This window comes from Zoogloea sp. 1C4 (genome assembly GCF_009469605.1).
Taxonomy (GTDB): Bacteria; Pseudomonadota; Gammaproteobacteria; order Burkholderiales; family Rhodocyclaceae; genus Zoogloea; species Zoogloea oryzae.
On sequence record NZ_SSXU01000008.1, the window covers coordinates 155,424 to 172,721 of the forward strand.

At 66.8% G+C, this 17,298-nt stretch carries 21 protein-coding genes; 19 read left to right on the top strand and 2 right to left on the bottom strand.

The annotated features are described in order from the left end of the window. Positions 1-4: 4 nt before the first annotated feature. A complete protein-coding gene (locus tag GH681_RS12275; RefSeq protein WP_153161769.1) occupies positions 5-985 on the top strand; it encodes an NAD(P)H-dependent glycerol-3-phosphate dehydrogenase in 981 nt (326 codons plus the stop codon). A gap of 2 nt (positions 986-987) precedes the next feature. On the opposite strand, the gene GH681_RS12280 is transcribed toward GH681_RS12275, so the two are convergent. After that, entirely contained in the window at positions 988-1,452 is a 465-nt protein-coding gene (locus GH681_RS12280; RefSeq protein WP_153161770.1) for a tRNA (cytidine(34)-2'-O)-methyltransferase, read from the bottom strand. Between the two features lie 33 nt (positions 1,453-1,485). Next, positions 1,486-2,154, bottom strand: coding sequence for a ComF family protein (locus GH681_RS12285; RefSeq protein WP_228111888.1), 669 nt, complete (start codon positions 2,152-2,154; stop codon positions 1,486-1,488). A 125-nt stretch (positions 2,155-2,279) separates the two neighbouring features. Between GH681_RS12285 and bioB the strand changes: the two genes are divergently transcribed. The 18 genes from bioB (at position 2,280) to GH681_RS12375 (ending at position 17,159) form a co-directional block, all read left to right on the top strand. Continuing rightward, the gene (bioB, locus tag GH681_RS12290; protein WP_153161771.1) at positions 2,280-3,269 is read left to right on the top strand and encodes a biotin synthase BioB; all 990 of its coding nucleotides are present in this window, start codon (positions 2,280-2,282) and stop codon (positions 3,267-3,269) included. 10 nt (positions 3,270-3,279) lie between these two features. Continuing rightward, on the top strand, positions 3,280-4,164 hold the full coding sequence (locus tag GH681_RS12295; protein WP_153161772.1) for a methyltransferase domain-containing protein: 885 nt from the start codon (positions 3,280-3,282) through the stop codon (positions 4,162-4,164). Positions 4,165-4,167: 3 nt separating this feature from the next. Further along, positions 4,168-4,815 (top strand): pyrimidine 5'-nucleotidase, encoded by a 648-nt coding sequence (locus GH681_RS12300; protein WP_153161773.1) that lies wholly within the window; start codon positions 4,168-4,170, stop codon positions 4,813-4,815. A 49-nt stretch (positions 4,816-4,864) separates the two neighbouring features. Next, positions 4,865-5,941: a 3-deoxy-7-phosphoheptulonate synthase gene (locus GH681_RS12305; RefSeq protein WP_153161774.1), complete on the top strand. Its 1,077-nt coding sequence runs from the start codon at positions 4,865-4,867 to the stop codon at positions 5,939-5,941. Beyond that, positions 5,941-6,771 (top strand): phosphoserine phosphatase SerB, encoded by an 831-nt coding sequence (gene serB / locus GH681_RS12310; protein WP_153161775.1) that lies wholly within the window; start codon positions 5,941-5,943, stop codon positions 6,769-6,771. Before GH681_RS12305 ends, serB begins: the two co-directional genes overlap by 1 nt. Before the next feature lie 249 nt (positions 6,772-7,020). Next, the gene (locus GH681_RS12315) at positions 7,021-7,557 is read left to right on the top strand and encodes a C40 family peptidase (RefSeq protein WP_153161776.1); all 537 of its coding nucleotides are present in this window, start codon (positions 7,021-7,023) and stop codon (positions 7,555-7,557) included. A 39-nt stretch (positions 7,558-7,596) separates the two neighbouring features. Then, the gene (gene aat / locus GH681_RS12320) at positions 7,597-8,298 is read left to right on the top strand and encodes a leucyl/phenylalanyl-tRNA--protein transferase (protein WP_153161777.1); all 702 of its coding nucleotides are present in this window, start codon (positions 7,597-7,599) and stop codon (positions 8,296-8,298) included. Between the two features lie 6 nt (positions 8,299-8,304). Next, the gene (locus GH681_RS12325) at positions 8,305-9,045 is read left to right on the top strand and encodes an arginyltransferase (protein ID WP_153161778.1); all 741 of its coding nucleotides are present in this window, start codon (positions 8,305-8,307) and stop codon (positions 9,043-9,045) included. A gap of 12 nt (positions 9,046-9,057) precedes the next feature. Next, positions 9,058-9,543 (top strand): hypothetical protein, encoded by a 486-nt coding sequence (locus GH681_RS12330; protein WP_153161779.1) that lies wholly within the window; start codon positions 9,058-9,060, stop codon positions 9,541-9,543. Between the two features lie 41 nt (positions 9,544-9,584). Further along, positions 9,585-10,598, top strand: coding sequence for a quinone-dependent dihydroorotate dehydrogenase (locus tag GH681_RS12335; RefSeq protein ID WP_153161780.1), 1,014 nt, complete (start codon positions 9,585-9,587; stop codon positions 10,596-10,598). 112 nt (positions 10,599-10,710) lie between these two features. After that, entirely contained in the window at positions 10,711-11,295 is a 585-nt protein-coding gene (gene rsxA, locus GH681_RS12340; RefSeq protein ID WP_153161781.1) for an electron transport complex subunit RsxA, read from the top strand. Positions 11,296-11,299: 4 nt separating this feature from the next. Then, on the top strand, positions 11,300-11,851 hold the full coding sequence (gene rsxB / locus GH681_RS12345) for an electron transport complex subunit RsxB (protein WP_153161782.1): 552 nt from the start codon (positions 11,300-11,302) through the stop codon (positions 11,849-11,851). A 41-nt stretch (positions 11,852-11,892) separates the two neighbouring features. Next, positions 11,893-13,596: an electron transport complex subunit RsxC gene (gene rsxC, locus GH681_RS12350; protein WP_153161783.1), complete on the top strand. Its 1,704-nt coding sequence runs from the start codon at positions 11,893-11,895 to the stop codon at positions 13,594-13,596. A 21-nt stretch (positions 13,597-13,617) separates the two neighbouring features. Further along, complete coding sequence (locus GH681_RS12355) at positions 13,618-14,640, top strand: RnfABCDGE type electron transport complex subunit D (RefSeq protein WP_153161784.1); 1,023 nt, start codon at positions 13,618-13,620, stop codon at positions 14,638-14,640. 1 nt (position 14,641) lies between these two features. Next, positions 14,642-15,307, top strand: a complete 666-nt coding sequence (locus GH681_RS12360; protein WP_153161785.1) for an RnfABCDGE type electron transport complex subunit G — start codon at positions 14,642-14,644, stop codon at positions 15,305-15,307. A 12-nt stretch (positions 15,308-15,319) separates the two neighbouring features. Continuing rightward, positions 15,320-16,000 carry an electron transport complex subunit E gene (locus GH681_RS12365; protein WP_153161786.1) on the top strand — a complete coding sequence of 227 codons (681 nt, stop codon included), beginning with the start codon at positions 15,320-15,322 and terminating at the stop codon, positions 15,998-16,000. A 16-nt stretch (positions 16,001-16,016) separates the two neighbouring features. Then, entirely contained in the window at positions 16,017-16,643 is a 627-nt protein-coding gene (gene nth / locus GH681_RS12370; protein ID WP_153161807.1) for an endonuclease III, read from the top strand. A gap of 87 nt (positions 16,644-16,730) precedes the next feature. After that, the gene (locus GH681_RS12375; protein WP_153161787.1) at positions 16,731-17,159 is read left to right on the top strand and encodes a DUF1841 family protein; all 429 of its coding nucleotides are present in this window, start codon (positions 16,731-16,733) and stop codon (positions 17,157-17,159) included. The last annotated feature ends 139 nt before the right edge of the window (positions 17,160-17,298 follow it).

Genomic DNA, 17,298 nt, shown 5'->3' on the forward strand with positions numbered 1-17,298 from the left:
GCCGATGCGCATCGCCGTCTTTGGCGCAGGGGCCTGGGGAACCGCCCTCGCCCTCGCCTTCGCCCGTGGTCATCAGGTCGTGCTGTGGAGCCGCGAATCCGCCGAGATCGCCGCGCTGCGTGCCGACGGTGAGAACCGCCGCTACCTGCCGGGCATTCCGCTACCGGCCGAGATTGAGCTCACCGACGGCCTGCCCGAAGCCGCGAAGGCCGATCTGCACCTCGTCGTCACGCCCCTCGCCGGCCTGCGCGCCACCGCCCGCGCCCTCCGCGCCGCGGCGCCGGGCACCCCGCTGCTGTGGGCCTGCAAGGGCCTTGAAGCCGGCACCGCCAAGCTCCCGCACCAGATCGTCGCCGAAGAGCTCGGCGAAGACGCACCCTGCGGCGTGCTCACCGGGCCGAGCTTTGCCGCCGAAGTGGCCAAAGGCCTGCCCGCGGCAGTGACCGTCGCTGCCCGCGACATCGATTTTGCCCGCCATTGGGTGCAAGCCCTGCACAACAACCGCCTGCGCCTCTACGCCAACGACGACCTCGTCGGCGCCGAAGTGGGCGGCGCGGTCAAGAACGTGATGGCGATCGCCGCCGGCGTCGCCGACGGCATGGGCTTCGGGCTCAATGCCCGCGCCGCGCTCATCACCCGCGGCCTCGCCGAGATCACCCGCCTGGGTGTCGAACTGGGCGCCCGTCGCGACACCTTCATGGGGCTTGCCGGCCTGGGCGATCTGGTCCTCACCTGCACAGGCGACCTGTCGCGCAACCGCCGCGTCGGCCTGATGCTCGCCGAGGGCAAGACGCTCCCCGACATCCTCGCTGCCCTGGGCCATGTGGCCGAAGGCGTCAGCACCACCCACGAAGTCGCTGCCCTGGCCGGCCGGTTGGGCGTCGACATGCCGATCACGCTGGCCGTCGACGGCGTGCTCAACGGCACCGTTTCGGCCCGTGATGCGGTCGAGCAGCTTCTCGCCCGCGATCCCAAGCAGGAATAAACCTAGCCGCCGCCGGCAAAGCCCGACTGGCGCCAGGCTTCATAGACCACCACCGCAGCCGCATTCGACAGATTGAGGCTGCGGTTGCCTGGCCGCATCGGAATGCGCAGCCGACGCTCGTCGCCGAATTCCGTGTGGAACTCCGGCGGCAGGCCGCGGGATTCCGACCCGAAGACGAACACATCCCCAGGCTGGAAGGCCACCTCCGCGTAATTTCGCCCGCCATGGGACGTCAGCGCGAAGATGCGCTGCCCCTCAAAGCCGGCCCGACAACTGGGCCAGTCTTCATGCACCGTCACCACCGCCATGTCCCGGTAATCCAGGCCGGCGCGGATCAGCTGCTTTTCTTCAAGCGTGAAACCCAGCGGTTTGACGAGGTGCAGCCGGGCGCCCGAATTGGCACACATGCGCATGATGTTGCCGGTGTTCGGAGGAATCTCCGGCTGATGTAGGACGACATGGAACATGGGCGCGGATTGTGCACGCCCATCTCCGCCCGATCAAGCCGGCGCGGGCGTGCGCGCCACCACCCGGTTCTCGACCCGCTCGGCACCCGCCGCCTTCAGCGCCCGGGCAAACTCAGCCAGCGTCGCGCCAGTGGTCATCACGTCATCGACCACCACCACCCGCATCCCCGCCAACGACGCGGTCACCCGGAAGGCCCCGCGAATGTTCGCGACCCGCGCCTTCCAGGGCAGGCTCGCCTGGGGCGAGGTATCGAGATCGCGCACCACGCCATCCAGCAGCACCGGCAACCCCCAACGCTGCGCCAGCGGACGGGCCAGCTCGGCGGCCTGATTGAAGCCGCGCGCCTTCAGCCGCGCCGGGTGAAGCGGCATCGGCAAAACAATGTCAGCCTCGGGAACCGGCGCGGCGGCCATCAGGTCGATAAACAACCTCGACGTACTCAGCCGATGGCCGTACTTGAGCGCCTGAATCAATCGATCCACCGGAAAGCCGTAATCGAGCACCGCCCAGGTGGCATCGAATGGCGGCGCATCGCGCAGGCAGGCGCCGCAGATTTCGCCCAGCGGCTGGCCGATGGCGCACACCAGACAGCGCGCGTCGCCCTTTCCGGGCAGCTCGGCAAGGCAGGCAGCGCACAGCACGTCGCTCCCGCTGGCTGCGCCGCAGGCAAAGCATTGCTGGGGAAAAATCGCCGTCGCCACGGCATTCCGTGCGACAGCCGGCCATCCACGTTGGCCAGGCGCTTGATTTGACAAATCCAGACCCCTTCGGGGAAACTAAAAGGCTTCGTAATTTTGAATTACAGCCAAAATAAGGGTTCATGACAATGACCGCCACCGTCGCCTGCGCAGAGAGCGCCCCGACCGCCGCAACCACGCCGACCCGTAAACGCTGGACCGTCGCCGAGGTCGAAGCCCTGTTCGCGCTGCCTTTCAACGACATGCTGTTCCGCGCCCAGCAGGTGCACCGCGAGCATTTCGACCCGAACGCCGTGCAGCGCTCCACCCTGCTCTCGATCAAGACGGGCGGCTGTTCCGAAGACTGCGGCTACTGCTCGCAGTCTGCCCGCTACGATACCGGCCTCGAGAAGGAAACCCTGCTCCCCCTGAACGAAGTGCTCGAGAACGCCCGCGCTGCCAAGGCCAAGGGCTCGACCCGCTTCTGCATGGGCGCCGCCTGGCGTGGCCCGAAGGAAAAGGATCTCGCCCCGGTGCTCGACATGGTCCGCGAGGTCAAGGCCATGGGCCTCGAAACCTGCGTCACCCTCGGCATGCTGAAAGATGGCCAGGCCGAGCAGCTCAAGGAAGCCGGTCTCGACTACTACAACCACAACATCGACACCTCGCCCGAATTCTACGGCCAGATCATCACCACCCACACCCTGCAGGATCGCCTCGACACCCTCGAGAAGGTGCGTGACGCCGGCATCAACGTGTGCTGTGGCGGCATCGTCGGCCTGGGCGAGACCAAGAAGAGCCGCGCCGCGCTGATCGCCGAGCTGGCCAACATGAACCCGCCGCCGGATTCCGTGCCCATCAACAACCTGGTGCAGATCGAAGGCACCCCGCTGGGCAGCGCCGAAGCCATCGATCCGTTCGACTTCGTCCGCGTGATCGCCGCCGCGCGCATCACCATGCCCGAGAGCTACGTGCGCCTGTCCGCTGGCCGTCAGGAGCTCGGCGACGGTTTCCAGGCCCTGTGCTTCATGGCCGGCGCCAACTCGATCTTCTACGGCGAGCGCCTGCTCACCACCGACAACCCGGACGCCGACGCCGACGACAAGCTCTTCGCCCGTCTCGGCCTGAAGTCCATCTAAGCCTCACCCGATGACCGCTCCCGATTTCCAGCTCGACCCGCGCCTCGTGCGCCGTCGGGCCGGACGGGCTGCTGCGGGCTACGGCAAGGTCGACACCCTCGCGCGGGAAGTCTCCCGCCGCATGGGTGAGCGCCTCGACTACATCCGCATCACCCCGACGCGGATCCTCGACCTGGGCTGCGGCCCCGGCGCCGACCTCCCCGGTTTCGCCCAGCGCTACCCCGGCATTCCCCGCATCGCCATCGACTCGGCGCCGGCCATGCTCGCCCAGGCCCGCGGCGACACCGGGCTTCTCAAGCGCCTGATGCGCTTCGGCAAGCCCGCCGAGCCGGATTTCATCTGCGCCGACGCCAGCGCGCTGCCCGTCGCGCGCGGCAGCATGTCGCTGGTGTGGTCGAACCTGATGCTCCAGTGGCTGCACGATCCGCTCCCGGCGCTGAAGGAAGCCCACCGGGTGCTGGAGGTGGGCGGCATGGTGATGTTCTCCACCCTCGGCCCCGACACGCTGAAAGAACTCCGCGCGTCCCTGCCGCCGTCCGACGCCGAGCACCTGCACCGCTTCATCGACATGCACGACCTGGGCGACGCCCTCGTCAAGGCCGGATTTGCCGACCCGGTGATGGACATGGACATGATCACCGTCACCTACGCCGGGCTCGACGACCTGCTCAATGCCCTGCGCACCAGCGGCTCCACCAACGCCTCCACCAGCCGCCCCCGCGGCCTCGTCGGCAAGGGGCACTGGCAGCACCTGCGCAGCCACTACGAAAAACTCCGCAAGAACGACCGCCTGCCCGTCACCGTCGAGGTGGTCTATGGCCACGCCTGGAAGGCCGAGCCCAAGGTCGCCGACGACGGCCGCGCCATCGTCCGCTTCCAGCCCAAACCCGTCTGACCGATGCAACCCGTCTGGCTGTTCGACCTCGACAACACGCTGCACAACGCCAGCCCGCACATTTTTCCCCACATCAACCGCAGCATGACGGCCTACCTCATGCGCGAACTTGATCTCGACGAGCCGGCCGCCAACCGGATGCGGATGGATTACTGGCGACGCTACGGCGCGACGCTGCTGGGCCTCATGCGCCACCACGGCACCGATCCACGCCATTTCCTCGACGACACCCACCAGTTTCCGGATCTCGCCCGGATGGTCGTCTTCGACAGCGCGCTCCACCACCTGCTGCGTCGTCTGCCGGGGCGCAAGATCGTCTTCTCCAACGGCCCCCGGCGTTACGCCGAAGCCGTGCTCGACGTGATGGGCATCCGCCATCACTTTGCCGACGTCTATTCGGTCGAGCAGATGCGCTTTCACCCCAAGCCCGGCATCCGCGGCTTCCGGCATCTGCTCCGCGACCATCGCCTGAACCCGGCCCGCTGCATCATGGTCGAAGACAGCGCAGTCAACCTGCGCACCGCCAAACGCCTCGGCATGACCACTGTGTGGATCAGCCGCAGCCTGCGCAAGCCGCCTTTCGTCGATCACCGCCTGCCGTCGGTGCTTGGCCTTGCGCGGCGCACGATGCGCGGCGCCACTTCGAGGTAAAATGCCGGATTCGGCGCCCCGCGCGCCACGCTGATGAGCAGCCACCGCCATGACCACCGCCCAGACTGAAAACCTGAACATCGCGGCCTTCGACCGCATGCCCTCCCCCGAAGAGATCGTCGCCCGCGTCCCGTTGACCGACGCTGCCGCCAACGTCGTTCTCGAAGGCCGCCGCACCCTGCAGGCCATCCTCGACCGCAAGGATCCGCGCATCTTCGTCGTCGTCGGCCCGTGCTCGATCCACGATCCCGTCGCCGGCCTCGACTACGCCAAGCGCCTCAAGAAGCTGGCCGATGAAGTCTCCGACACCCTGGTGCTGGTGATGCGCGTCTACTTCGAGAAGCCGCGCACCTCCACCGGCTGGAAGGGCTACATCAACGATCCGTACATGGACGACTCCTTCCGCATCGACGAAGGCATGGAGAAGGCCCGCGACTTCCTGCTGCAGGTGAACGAAGCCGGCCTGCCCGCCGCCACCGAGGCCCTCGACCCGATCGCTCCGCAGTACTACGGCGACCTCATCGCCTGGACCGCCATCGGCGCCCGCACGTCGGAATCCCAGACCCACCGCGAGATGGCCTCCGGCCTTTCGACCCCGGTCGGCTTCAAGAACGGCACTGACGGCTCCCTCGACGCCGCAGTGAACGGCATCCTGTCGTCCGCCGCCCCCCACAGCTTCCTCGGCATCAACGCCCAGGGCCAGTCGTCGGTCATCCGCACCCGCGGCAACGCCTACGGCCACGTGGTGCTGCGCGGCGGTGGCGGCCGTCCGAACTACGACACCGTGTCCGTCTCCCTCGCCGAAAAAGCCCTCGCCAAGGCCAAGCTGCCGGCCAACATCGTCATCGACTGCTCCCACGCCAACTCCTGGAAGAACCCCGAGTACCAGCCGCTTGTGATGCGCGACGTGGCCCACCAGATCCGCGAAGGCAATCGCTCCATCGTCGGCCTGATGATCGAAAGCAACATCGAAGCCGGCAATCAGCCGATCCCGGCCGATCTCACCCAGCTGCGCTACGGCTGCTCGGTGACCGACGCCTGCGTCGACTGGGCGACCACCGAAGAGATGATCCGCAACACCCGCGACATCCTGCGCGAGGTCCTGCCCCAGCGGAGCCAGGCTTGATGAATCTGGTAATCCAGGGACACAAGCTCGAAACACGCGCTCTGAAGGATCTGACCACCCTCACCGGCTCGGAGGGGGTAGGCCGGCTTGGCCCGAATGCGGTTCGCCTCATCAACGCCAACCCGCACCCGGAACTCGCCGCGTACTGCGAAACCCACGAACTCGACTTCGCCTTCGTGCCCGAAGGGCGGCGGCTTGCCGATTTCCGGCTGTTCGTCACCGACATGGACTCGACGCTCATCACCATCGAGTGCATCGACGAGATCGCCGACATGCAGGGCCTGAAGGCCGAGGTGGCCGAGATCACCGAAGCCGCCATGCGGGGCGAACTGGATTTCCGCGAATCCCTGACCCGCCGCGTCGCGCTGCTCCAGGGGCTGCCGGAAGATGCGCTGGGCCGCGTCTTTCACGAAAGGCTCAAGCTCAACCCGGGCGCTGAAAGCCTGATCGCCGGGCTCAAGAAGGCCGGCATCGTCACCGTACTGGTATCGGGCGGCTTCACGTATTTCACCGAGCGCCTGCAGAAGCAGCTCGGTTTCGACTACGCCGTGGCCAATGAACTGGAAATCCGCGCCGGCAGGCTTACCGGCAAGGTGAAGGGTGACATCATCGACGGTGAGGCCAAGCGCCACACGCTTGAACTCGTCCGCAGACACCACGGCTTCGCATCCGAAACCGTGATCGCCGCCGGAGACGGCGCAAACGACCTGCCGATGCTGCTCGCAGCGGGGGTCGGCATCGCCTATCACGCAAAACCTGTCGTCCGGGAGAAGGCATCCTACGCCCTCAACCACAGCGGCCTGGACGGCATCCTGAACCTGTTTGCGTGACCTGATTGTTGGTGCGACTGGCGCGGGTGCTTCGCCACGGAAAGCCGAAGGGCCCTTTTGTGAAGATGTACTGACCGGTTCAGCTCATCTTCCGCGCGGCCTCCCGGACGTTACTGCCCGCGACCAGTGCGGAACGAATACTACCGGCACTGCCATCGGCATACTGTGGCGCAGTGCACATTGCGCAATGCAACATCGATATCCGTCGAAATTCTTTACACTAATTGCGTCATTCGGTAGACTGATGAGATGCCTATCAAAAAGACCATCGTCGGCTTTTTTGTAGCGGCCGCGCTCTCCGGCGCAGCCAACGCTGCGGAACCCATCGCACCGGCTCAGGAAGAAGCCCCCGCACCCACTGTGCTGGAGCGCTACTCCGATTCGATGCGTTCACTCGTCACGCGCAGCCTCAACTTCCTTGGCGTCCCCTACCGCATGGGCGGCACCAGCCCCCTCACCGGCTTCGACTGCAGCGGTTTTGTCGGCAAGGTCTTCTCGGACGCCCTTGGCTTCGGCCTTCCGCGCACTGCAGCCGAGATGTCCCAGACCGGCGAGCAGGTCAAGATCAACGACCTCAAACCCGGCGATCTCGTGTTCTTCAACACCATGCGCCGTGCGTTCTCCCACGTCGGCATTTATCTCGGCAATTACCAGTTCGTGCACGCCCCCTCTGCCGGCGGCGTGGTTCGCGTCGAGGACATGCGTGTTTCCTACTGGGCTGCCCGCTACGACGGCGCCCGCCGCGTCCTGCCCAGCGCTTCGGCCCGGCCCACTCAGGCCAACTGATCCGTTGCCGGCACTGCCGGCCTCCTGGTTCGCTGCGACATGATTCCCTGGCTCGGCGACCAACCTGATTTCCCCTCCGCATCCCGCGCCCTGCGCAACCCCAACGGCCTGCTCGCGGCCGGTGGCGCCCTGACTCCCGACTGGCTGCTCGCAGCCTACCGTCGCGGCATCTTCCCGTGGTTCAACGACGGCGAGCCCATCCTGTGGTGGAGCCCCGATCCGCGGATGGTGGTCTTCCCCGATCAGATCCGCATCACCCGCTCGCTACGCAAGACGCTTCGCAACGCCCGCTACGAAGTCCGCCTCGACAGCGATTTCCCCGCAGTCATCCGCGCCTGCGCCGAAACCCGCGAAACCACCGGAACCTGGATCACGCAATCCATCCAGGATGCCTACATCCGGATGCACGAACTCGGCTACGCGCACTCGGTCGAAACCTGGGTCGATGGCGAACTTATCGGCGGCCTTTACGGCATGGCGGTCGGACGCGCCTTTTACGGCGAGTCGATGTTCAGCCTCCGCACCGACGCCTCCAAGATCGCCTTCGTGCACCTGGCGCGCTTCCTTGAGCAACGGGATTTTCGCGTGCTAGATTGTCAAATGACCACCCGCCACCTGGCCTCGCTGGGTGGCCGTGAGATTCCCCGCGAAGATTTCGTGAAGCTGCTCGACACCCTCACATGCGACGGCCCGCCGCCCGCCCGCTGGCCGATTGACGGTGCCCAAGCCCCCTGGACCTGACGTGCGATGCTCAAGGACTACCCCTATTCCCTGCTGCAGTTCTACGCCACGGCCCCTTACGCCTGCTCCTACCTGCCCGAGCGCCAGGCGCGCTCCCAGGTTGCCACCCCCAGCCACCTGATCGACACCCCGCTGTACAGCGAGCTCGTGCGCAGCGGGTTTCGCCGCAGCGGCATCTTCACCTATCGCCCCTACTGCGACGCCTGCCGCTCGTGCGTGCCGGTGCGCATCCCGGTGGCCGAATACCAGCCCAACCGCAGCCAGCGCCGTGCGTGGTCGGCCCACGCCCACCTGCTTCCCCGCGAGCTGCCGCTGGAATTCACCGAAGAGCACTACACCCTCTACCAGCGCTACCAGGCCAGCCGTCACGCCGGCGGCGGCATGGACCAGGACAATCGCGAGCAATACACCCACTTCCTGCTGCAAAGCCACGTGGACAGCCGCCTCATCGAGTTCCGCGAGGAAGGCATCCTGCGCATGGTGAGCGTCATCGACTGCCTCACCGACGGTCTTTCCAGCGTTTACACCTTCTACGACCCGGACATCACCACCGGCAGCCTCGGCACGTTCGGCGTGCTGTGGCAGATCGAAGTGTGCCGCGAACTCGGGCTGCCCTATCTCTACCTCGGCTACTGGATCCGCGACAGCCGCAAGATGGCCTACAAGGCGCGCTTCCGGCCGCTCCAGGGGCGCATCGGCGGCCAATGGCGCACCCTCACCGACGCCGACTTCACCCGCCTCGACTGACTCCACGCCGCCATGACCCTCACCACCCGGGCCCTGTGGGCCGCCGCGCTCGCCTGCTCCGCGATCAGCGCCAACGCCAACGCCAACGCCACGCCCAGCCTCGACGACTTCTCCGCCGCTCCCCACCGGGATTGGCTCACGATCTCTGGCGTCTCTCACCACTTCCAGCCCGACCGCCGCGACTGGCGCGAGGTGAATCCGGGCATCGGCATGGAGCGCGAGTTCACTGGCACGCCCTGGGTGGCGTCCGCGGGCTATTTCCGCAACAGCTACGACCGCAACACGTTCTATCTGGGCGGGCGCTGGATGCCCCTCGAAGCCGGCCCCTTCCGCTTTGGTGCCTTCGGCCTGCTCGCCACCGGCTATCCGTCACCCATCCTCGTTCTGCCCGCGGCGTCGGCCCAGATCGGCCGCGTCGGCGCCAATCTGGTCGCCCTGCCCAATCTTCCCGGTTATAGCGGTTACGTCGGGCTACAGCTGCGTATCGCCGTGGATTGATTGAAGAAACAAGACTTTTCCGCACTGCGGTAGAATGGCGGATGCTCTACGAAATCGCCCGCCCGGTGCTGTTTTCCCTCGATCCGGAAACCGCCCACGAAACCACCCTCGCCGGCCTCAATCTCGCCGGTCGCCTGCTTCCTGCCGCCAGCCCGCTTCCGGCCAAGCCGGTCGATGTCATGGGGCTGCAGTTCCCCAACCGCATCGGCCTCGCAGCCGGCCTCGACAAGAACGGCGAAGCCATCGACGGCCTCGCCCGCATGGGCTTCGGCTTCATCGAGATCGGCACGATCACGCCCCGCGCCCAGCCCGGCAACCCCAAGCCGCGCATGTTCCGGCTGCCCGAGGTCAAGGGCGTCATCAACCGCATGGGTTTCAACAACCACGGCATCGACGCGCTGATCGGCAATGTCCAGCAGATGAAGTTCCGCGGCATCCTCGGGATCAACATCGGCAAGAACGCCGACACGCCCATCGAGCGCGCCGCCGACGACTACCTGATCTGCCTCGACAAGGCCTACCCGCTGGCGAGCTACATCACCGTCAACATCTCGTCGCCCAACACCAAAAATCTGCGCCAGCTGCAGGGCGAATCCGAACTCGACGCCCTCCTCGGCCAGCTCAAGGCTCGTCAGGCCCAGCTCGCCGACAAGCACGGCCGCTACGTGCCGATCACCCTCAAGATCGCCCCTGATCTCGACGACGCCCAGATCACCAACATCGCCGACGCCCTGCGCCGCCACCGCATCGACGCGGTGATCGCCACCAACACCACCCTGGCCCGCGACAAGGTCCAGGGCATCAAGTACGGCGACCAGCAGGGCGGCCTCTCCGGCGCACCGCTGTTCGAAGCTTCCACCGCGGTCGTCGCCGCGCTGGCCAAGGCGCTGCACAACGAGCTGCCGATCATCGCCGCCGGTGGCGTGCTCAACGGCCGTCAGGCCCGCGCCAAGCTCGAAGCCGGCGCCAAGCTGGTCCAGCTCTACAGCGGCCTCGTCTATCGCGGACCGGCGCTGGTCCGCGAATCCGTCACCGAGACCCGCGACTTCGCCTGATGCGTCACGCGCCGGCCAAAACCCTACTTCTGGCAGGCTTGAGTCCCTGCCAGCCGGCGCGGGATAATCCCTCTTTCGTCCTGCCCTCTGGATCTTCGCGTCCCCGGCAACCATGACAAGCTACCTCTTCGTGATCCTCGGCGCCGTTCTCGTGAACAACGTCGTGCTGGTCCGCATCCTCGGTCTGTGCCCCTTCATGGGCGTCTCGAAGAAACTCGAGACCGCCGTCGGCATGGGCGCGGCCACCACCTTCGTGCTCACCCTCGGCTGCGGCACCAGCTATCTGGTCGACCACTACGTGCTGATGCCCGCCGGCGTCGAATACCTGCGCACCCTGGCCTTCATCGTCATCATCGCCGCCATCGTGCAGGTGACCGAACTGGTCATCCAGAAGAGCAGCCCCACGCTGCACCAGGTGCTGGGCATCTACCTGCCGCTCATCACCACCAACTGTGCGGTGCTGGGCGTTCCGCTCCTCAACGTCGCGCTGCACCACGACCTGCTCGAATCCCTGCTGTTCGGCTTTGGCAGCTCGGTCGGTTTCTCCCTCGCCCTCGTGCTGTTTGCCGGCATCCGCGAACGCCTCGATGGCGCCGACGTGCCCACGCCTTTCAAGGGCACCGCCATCGCGATGGTCACTGCCGGCCTGATGAGCCTTGCCTTCATGGGCTTCGCCGGCCTCGACAAGTACCACTGACATCATGCTCACTGCGCTTCTCGTCATGACCGGCATCGCCCTCGTCCTCGGGGCGCTGCTCGGCTTTGCATCGATCAAGTTCAAGGTTGAAGGCGACCCGCTGGTCGACAAGATCGACGCCATCCTCCCGCAAACCCAGTGCGGCCAGTGCGGCTTTCCCGGCTGCCGGCCCTACGCCACGGCCATCGCCGGCGGCGAAGCCGAGATCAACCAGTGCCCGCCCGGCGGCGAGGAAGGCATCCGCAAGCTGGCCGACCTCCTCGGCCGCGAGTTCAAGCCCCTCTCCGAAGAGCACGGCGTCGAAAAACCCAAGTCGGTGGCCGTCATCGACGAGCAGACCTGCATCGGCTGCACCCTGTGCATCCAGGCCTGCCCGGTGGATGCCATCGTCGGCGCCGCCAAGCAGCTGCACACCATCATCGCCTCCGAATGCACCGGCTGCGAGCTGTGCCTCGCCCCCTGCCCGGTGGATTGCATCGTGATGGAACCCATCGCCGAAACCGTCGACACCTGGAAGTGGCGTTATCCGGTCTTCGAGATCAAGGCGGCCGCCTGACATGAACCATTCCGCACGCGCCTGCCCCGGCGAGGCCTGACATGCTGCGCAAACTCTTCAAGTTCCACGGCGGCGTGAAGCCGCAGACCAACAAGACCGAATCCACCACCGCGCCCATCGGGCAGGTGCCGCTGCCCGATCGTCTGGTCATCCCGCTCCACCAGGCGGTGGGCGGTCACCCGCGGCCCCTCGTGGCCCCCGGCGACAAGGTCTTCAAGGGGCAGCGCATCGGTGGCGCCGACGGCAACCTGTCGTCGGCCGTGCATGCCTCCACCTCCGGCATCGTCCGCGACGTGGCACCCGCGCTGATGCCCCACACCTCCGGCCTCGAAGCCCTGTCGGTCATCATCGAACCCGACGGCGACGACGCCTGGGGGCAGCTCGACACCATCAACTTCCGCAGCGCACCGCCCGACGAAGTGCGCGACTACCTGCGAGACGCCGGCGTCGTGGGCCTTGGCGGCGCGGTGTTCCCCAGCTATGCCAAGCTCAAGCCGGGCAAGGAAGGCCGCCTCAAGACGCTGGTCATCAACGGCGCCGAGTGCGAGCCCTTCATCACCTGCGACGACCTGCTGATGCGCGAGCGCGCCCCCGAGATGCTCAAGGGCATCATCGCGATGCGCCACATGCTGCAGGCCGAGGAAGTGCTGATCGGCATCGAGGACAACAAGCCCGAAGCCGTCGCCGCCGTGCAGGCTGCGATCGCCGCCAGCGGCGAGACGGGCATCGAGGCCGTCGCCATCCCCACCCGCTATCCCGCGGGCGGCGCCAAGCAGCTCATCCGCGTACTCACCGGCATCGAAGTCCCCCACGGCCGGCGCTCCACCGATTTCGGCGTGCAGTGCTTCAACGTGGGCACCGCGTTCAGCATCTACGAAGCCCTCGAATTCGGCCGGCCGCTGATCTCCCGCGTCGTCACCGTCGCCGGCAACGTCAATGCCCCGCGCAACTACGACGTGCTGATCGGCACGCCGATGGATCACCTGGTCCGCCTCGCCGGCCCCCGCGCCGACACCGACCGCTACATCATGGGCGGCCCGATGATGGGCGTGCGCCTGCCGCGCTTCGACGTGCCCGTGGTCAAGGCCACCAACTGCATCCTGGTAGGCAGCGCAGCCCTGTTCCCGGCCCCCGCGCCCGAGATGCCATGCATCCGCTGCGGCGAGTGCGCCAAGGCCTGCCCGGCCGATCTGGCCCCCTTCGAGATGTACTGGTTCTCCCGCGCCAAGAACTTCGGCAAGGCGCAGGAATACCACCTCTTCGACTGCATTGAATGCGGCTGCTGCAGCTTCGTGTGCCCGTCCCACATCCCGCTAGTGGATTACTTCCGCTTCTCCAAGAGCGAGATCTGGGCCCGCGAGCGCGAGAAGGAAGCCGCCGACGCCGCCCGCGACCGCTTCGAGTTCAAGAATTACCGTCAGGAACGCGAGAAGCAGGAAAAAGCCGAGAAGCTCGCCGCCAAGGCCGCCGCCACCCGCGAGAAGGTCGCTGCCGAAGGCGCGGCCCCGGCTGCCGACGCCCCTTCTGCACCTGCGGCTAAACCCAAGCCCTCCGTCGACCCGGCCAAGCTCGCACTGATCGAGGCCGCGATGGAGAAGGCTCGCCAGCAGAAGGCCCAGGCCGCCCCGAAGAACACCGAGGTCGCCGCCCCCGAGATCAAGGCCGAGATGGCCGCCATCGACGCCCGCCGCGAAGCCGCCGGGGCCGACAAGCCCGCCGACGCGCCGCCCGCTTCAGGCGCCTGAGCCCCTTTCTCGCACACTCCGATGATCAATTCCCCCTTCGTCCGCAAATCCGCCAGCGTCCAGCAGGTCATGCTGAAGGTGCTGCTGGCCCTCGTGCCGGGCATCGCCGCCTATGTCTGGTTCTTTGGCGCCGGCATCCTGGTTCAGCTCGCCATCGCCTCCGCCGCCGCCCTGGCCGGCGAAGCCGCCATGCTCGCCATCCGCGGCAAACCCAAAGCGATCTTCCTCACCGATCTCTCGGCCATCGTCACCGCCTGGCTGATCGCCCTCACCTTCCCGCCCATCGTGCCCTGGTGGCTCACCGTCACCGGCACCCTGCTGGCGGTGGTGGTGGTCAAGCAGCTCTACGGCGGCCTCGGCCAGAACCCCTTCAACCCGGCCATGGCGGCCTTCTGCCTGATGATCGTCGCCTACCCGGCGCTGATGTCCCAGTGGCCCGCCGCTGGCCAGCTTGATTTCGGCACCCAGCTCAAGCTGATCTTCGGTGGCCTGCGCGATGTGGACGCCATCACCGGCGCCACCCCCCTCGACGCCCTGCGCACCGCCCTGCGCGGCGCCACCAACCCCGACTCCCCCTTCCACGGCCTGCGCGCCAGCCAGCTCCAGGATGGCCCGGCCTTCGGCATGATGGGCGGCAAGGGCGGCGAATGGGTCGCCCTCGGTTACCTCGTCGGCGGCCTGTGGCTGATCCAGCAGCGCATCATCACCTGGCACATCCCGGCGGCCTTCTGCGGTGCGCTGTTCGTCGTGGCCGGCCTGATGTGGGGCCTCCATCCCGACGGCTTCGCCTCGCCGCTGTTCCACCTGGCCTCCGGCGGCGCGATGATCGGCGCCTTCTTCATCCTGACCGACCCGGTCTCCGGCGCCACCACCGCCCGCGGCAAACTGCTCTTCGCGGCCGGCGCGGCGGTGCTCACCTTCGTGATCCGTGCCTTCGGCGCCTATCCGGACGGCGTCGCCTTCGCCACCCTGCTGATGAACATCCTCGTGCCGATCATCGACATGAAGACCCAGGCGCCGGTGTTCGGCCACAAGAAAGACTGACATGAGCGAGACCACCGCCCTCCGGCTGTCCGCCCGCACCGGCACCATCATGGTGGCCTTCACCGTGGTGTTCACCGCCCTGATGGCCTTCACCTACGGCGCTACTAAAGTCCAGATCGACGCCGCCGCGGCCGACGAGAAGATGAAGCTCATCTCCGAAGTCCTGCCCGCCAGCAGCTTCGACAACGTGCTGCTCGACGACTTCGTCGCCCTCGGCCCCACGCCTGCGCTGGGCCTCGACGAAGGCGGCCGCATCTACCGGGCCCGCAAGGCCGGCGCGCCCGCCGGGCTGCTCCTCGAAACCATCGCGCCCGACGGCTACAGCGGCCGCATCGACCTGATCGTCGCCGTGCGCGCCGATGGCAGCGTCTCCGGCGTCCGCGCCGTCACCCATCGTGAAACCCCGGGCCTCGGCGACTACATCGACCCCAAGAAGGACAAGAACAAGGCCTCCCCCTGGATCGCCCAGTTCGCCGACATCAAGGCCGCCGACCTGCCCGGCTGCAAGGTGAAGAAGGACGGCGGCCAGATCGCCTACCACACCGGCGCCACCATCAGCGCCCGCGCGGTGACCAACGCGGTGGCCCGCGCCGCCCGCTTTGCCGCCGACAACCAGGATCGGCTCTTTGCGGCGCAAAACGGCGCCAAATTTGCCGGCACCCCCTGACGGAGCACCGCCATGGACATTCAAGCCTATAAAGACATCGCCTGGAACGGCATCTGGAAGCAGAACACCGGCGTCGTCCAGATCCTCGGCCTGTGCCCGATCCTCGCCATCAGCACCAACATCGTCAACGCGGTCAGCCTGGGCCTTGCCACCATCCTGGTGATGGCCATGTCCAACCTGGTGATCGCCGCGCTGCGCAATTTCATCCCCTACGAGATCCGCATCCCGGTGTTCATCCTGATCATCGCGGCGCTCGTCACCGTCGTCGATCTGGCCTTCAACGCCTACCTCCACGAGCTTTACCTGGTGCTCGGCATCTTCATCCCGCTGATCGTCACCAACTGCATCGTGCTCGCCCGGGTCGAGGCCTTTGCCGCCAAGAACGAACCCGGTGGCTCGACGGTGGACGGCATCGCGATGGGCATCGGCCTCACCCTCGTGCTGGCCGTGCTGGGCGCCATGCGTGAGGTGGTCGGCAGCGGCACCCTGCTGTCGGGCATCGACATGATCTTCCCCGGCATGCAGCCCATCGTGCTGTTCGGCGACGACTACCCGGGCTTCCTGGTCGCCATCCTGCCGCCGGGCGCCTTCATCGCGCTGGGCTGCCTGATCGCCGGCCGCAACTGGATCGAAGCCCGCAAGCTGGCCCGCGCCCACGCCGCCGCCCTCGCGGCCAAGGCTGCCGAGGCCTGACCACGCCATGGCCGACATGCGCCTCGCGGCGGTCGCCGAAGCCTTCCGCCGGCTACGGGACGCAAACCCCAACCCGACCACCGAACTCGAATACGCCTCACCCTTCCAGCTGCTGGTGGCCGTGGTGCTGTCGGCCCAGGCCACCGACAAGGGCGTGAACATCGCCACCCGCAAGCTGTTTGCGGCGGCCCCCACGCCCGAGGCGATGGCGGATCTGGGCGAGGACGGCATCGCCGAATACATCAAGACCATCGGCTTGTTCCGCAACAAGGCCAAGAACACCGCGCAGCTCTCGCGCCTGCTGCTCGAGCGCCACGGCGGCGAAGTGCCCAACGACCGCGAAGCCCTCGAAGCCCTGCCCGGCGTCGGCCGCAAGACCGCCAACGTGGTGCTCAACACCATCTTCGGCGAGCCGACGATGGCCGTGGACACCCACATCTTCCGACTCGCCAACCGCACCGGCCTCGCCCCCGGCAAGGACGTGCTGGAAGTCGAAAAGCGCCTCGTGCGGCGCATCCCCAAGGAGTACCTGCGCGACGCCCACCACTGGCTCATCCTCCACGGCCGCTACGTGTGCGTCGCCCGCAAGCCCAAGTGCGACGAATGCATCATCCGCGACCTGTGCCTCTATAAAGGGAAGTAGGGATTGGAAAATGGGGAGTGGGACGCAACCACCTCCCCATCTCCCGGCCCCCACTCCCCATTACCCAATACCCACTCCCCAAAAACCATGTTCGATCCTTCCCGTGACCAGGCCCGCCAGTTCTTCGTCGATTCCTGGCGCAAGCACCAGAACCGCGAAGTCCTGACTCAGCTCGAGATCATCGCCGCCGACCTTGTCGCCCATCATCCCGAGTACCACGCCCTGATCAGCGATCCCGACGGCGTGCAGAAGGATTTCAGCCCCGACGACGGCCAGATCAACCCCTTCCTGCACCTGTCGCTGCATCTGGCGATCGAGGAACAGCTGTCGATCAACCAGCCGCCGGGCATCCGTGAAGCCTTCGAGCACGCCCAGGCTCGCCACGGCGACCGCCACGCAGCGCTCCACGACGTGCTCGAATGCCTTGGCGAAACCATCTGGCGCGCCCAGCGCGACAAGGCGCCCCTAGACGGCAAGGCCTACGTCGAATGCGTGTGGAAGCGCGCCGGCAGCTGAGCCCCGCAGCCCTCGCCTACCGCCCCCGGCCCCGCCGGGGGTTTTCATTTGGGCCGGCCCGTTGGCGCGCCCAATCCCATTTCAGTGATTAGCTTCTTCCTTTTAATTGGTTCGGCCAGCGCTGCCACGTCCCTAGACT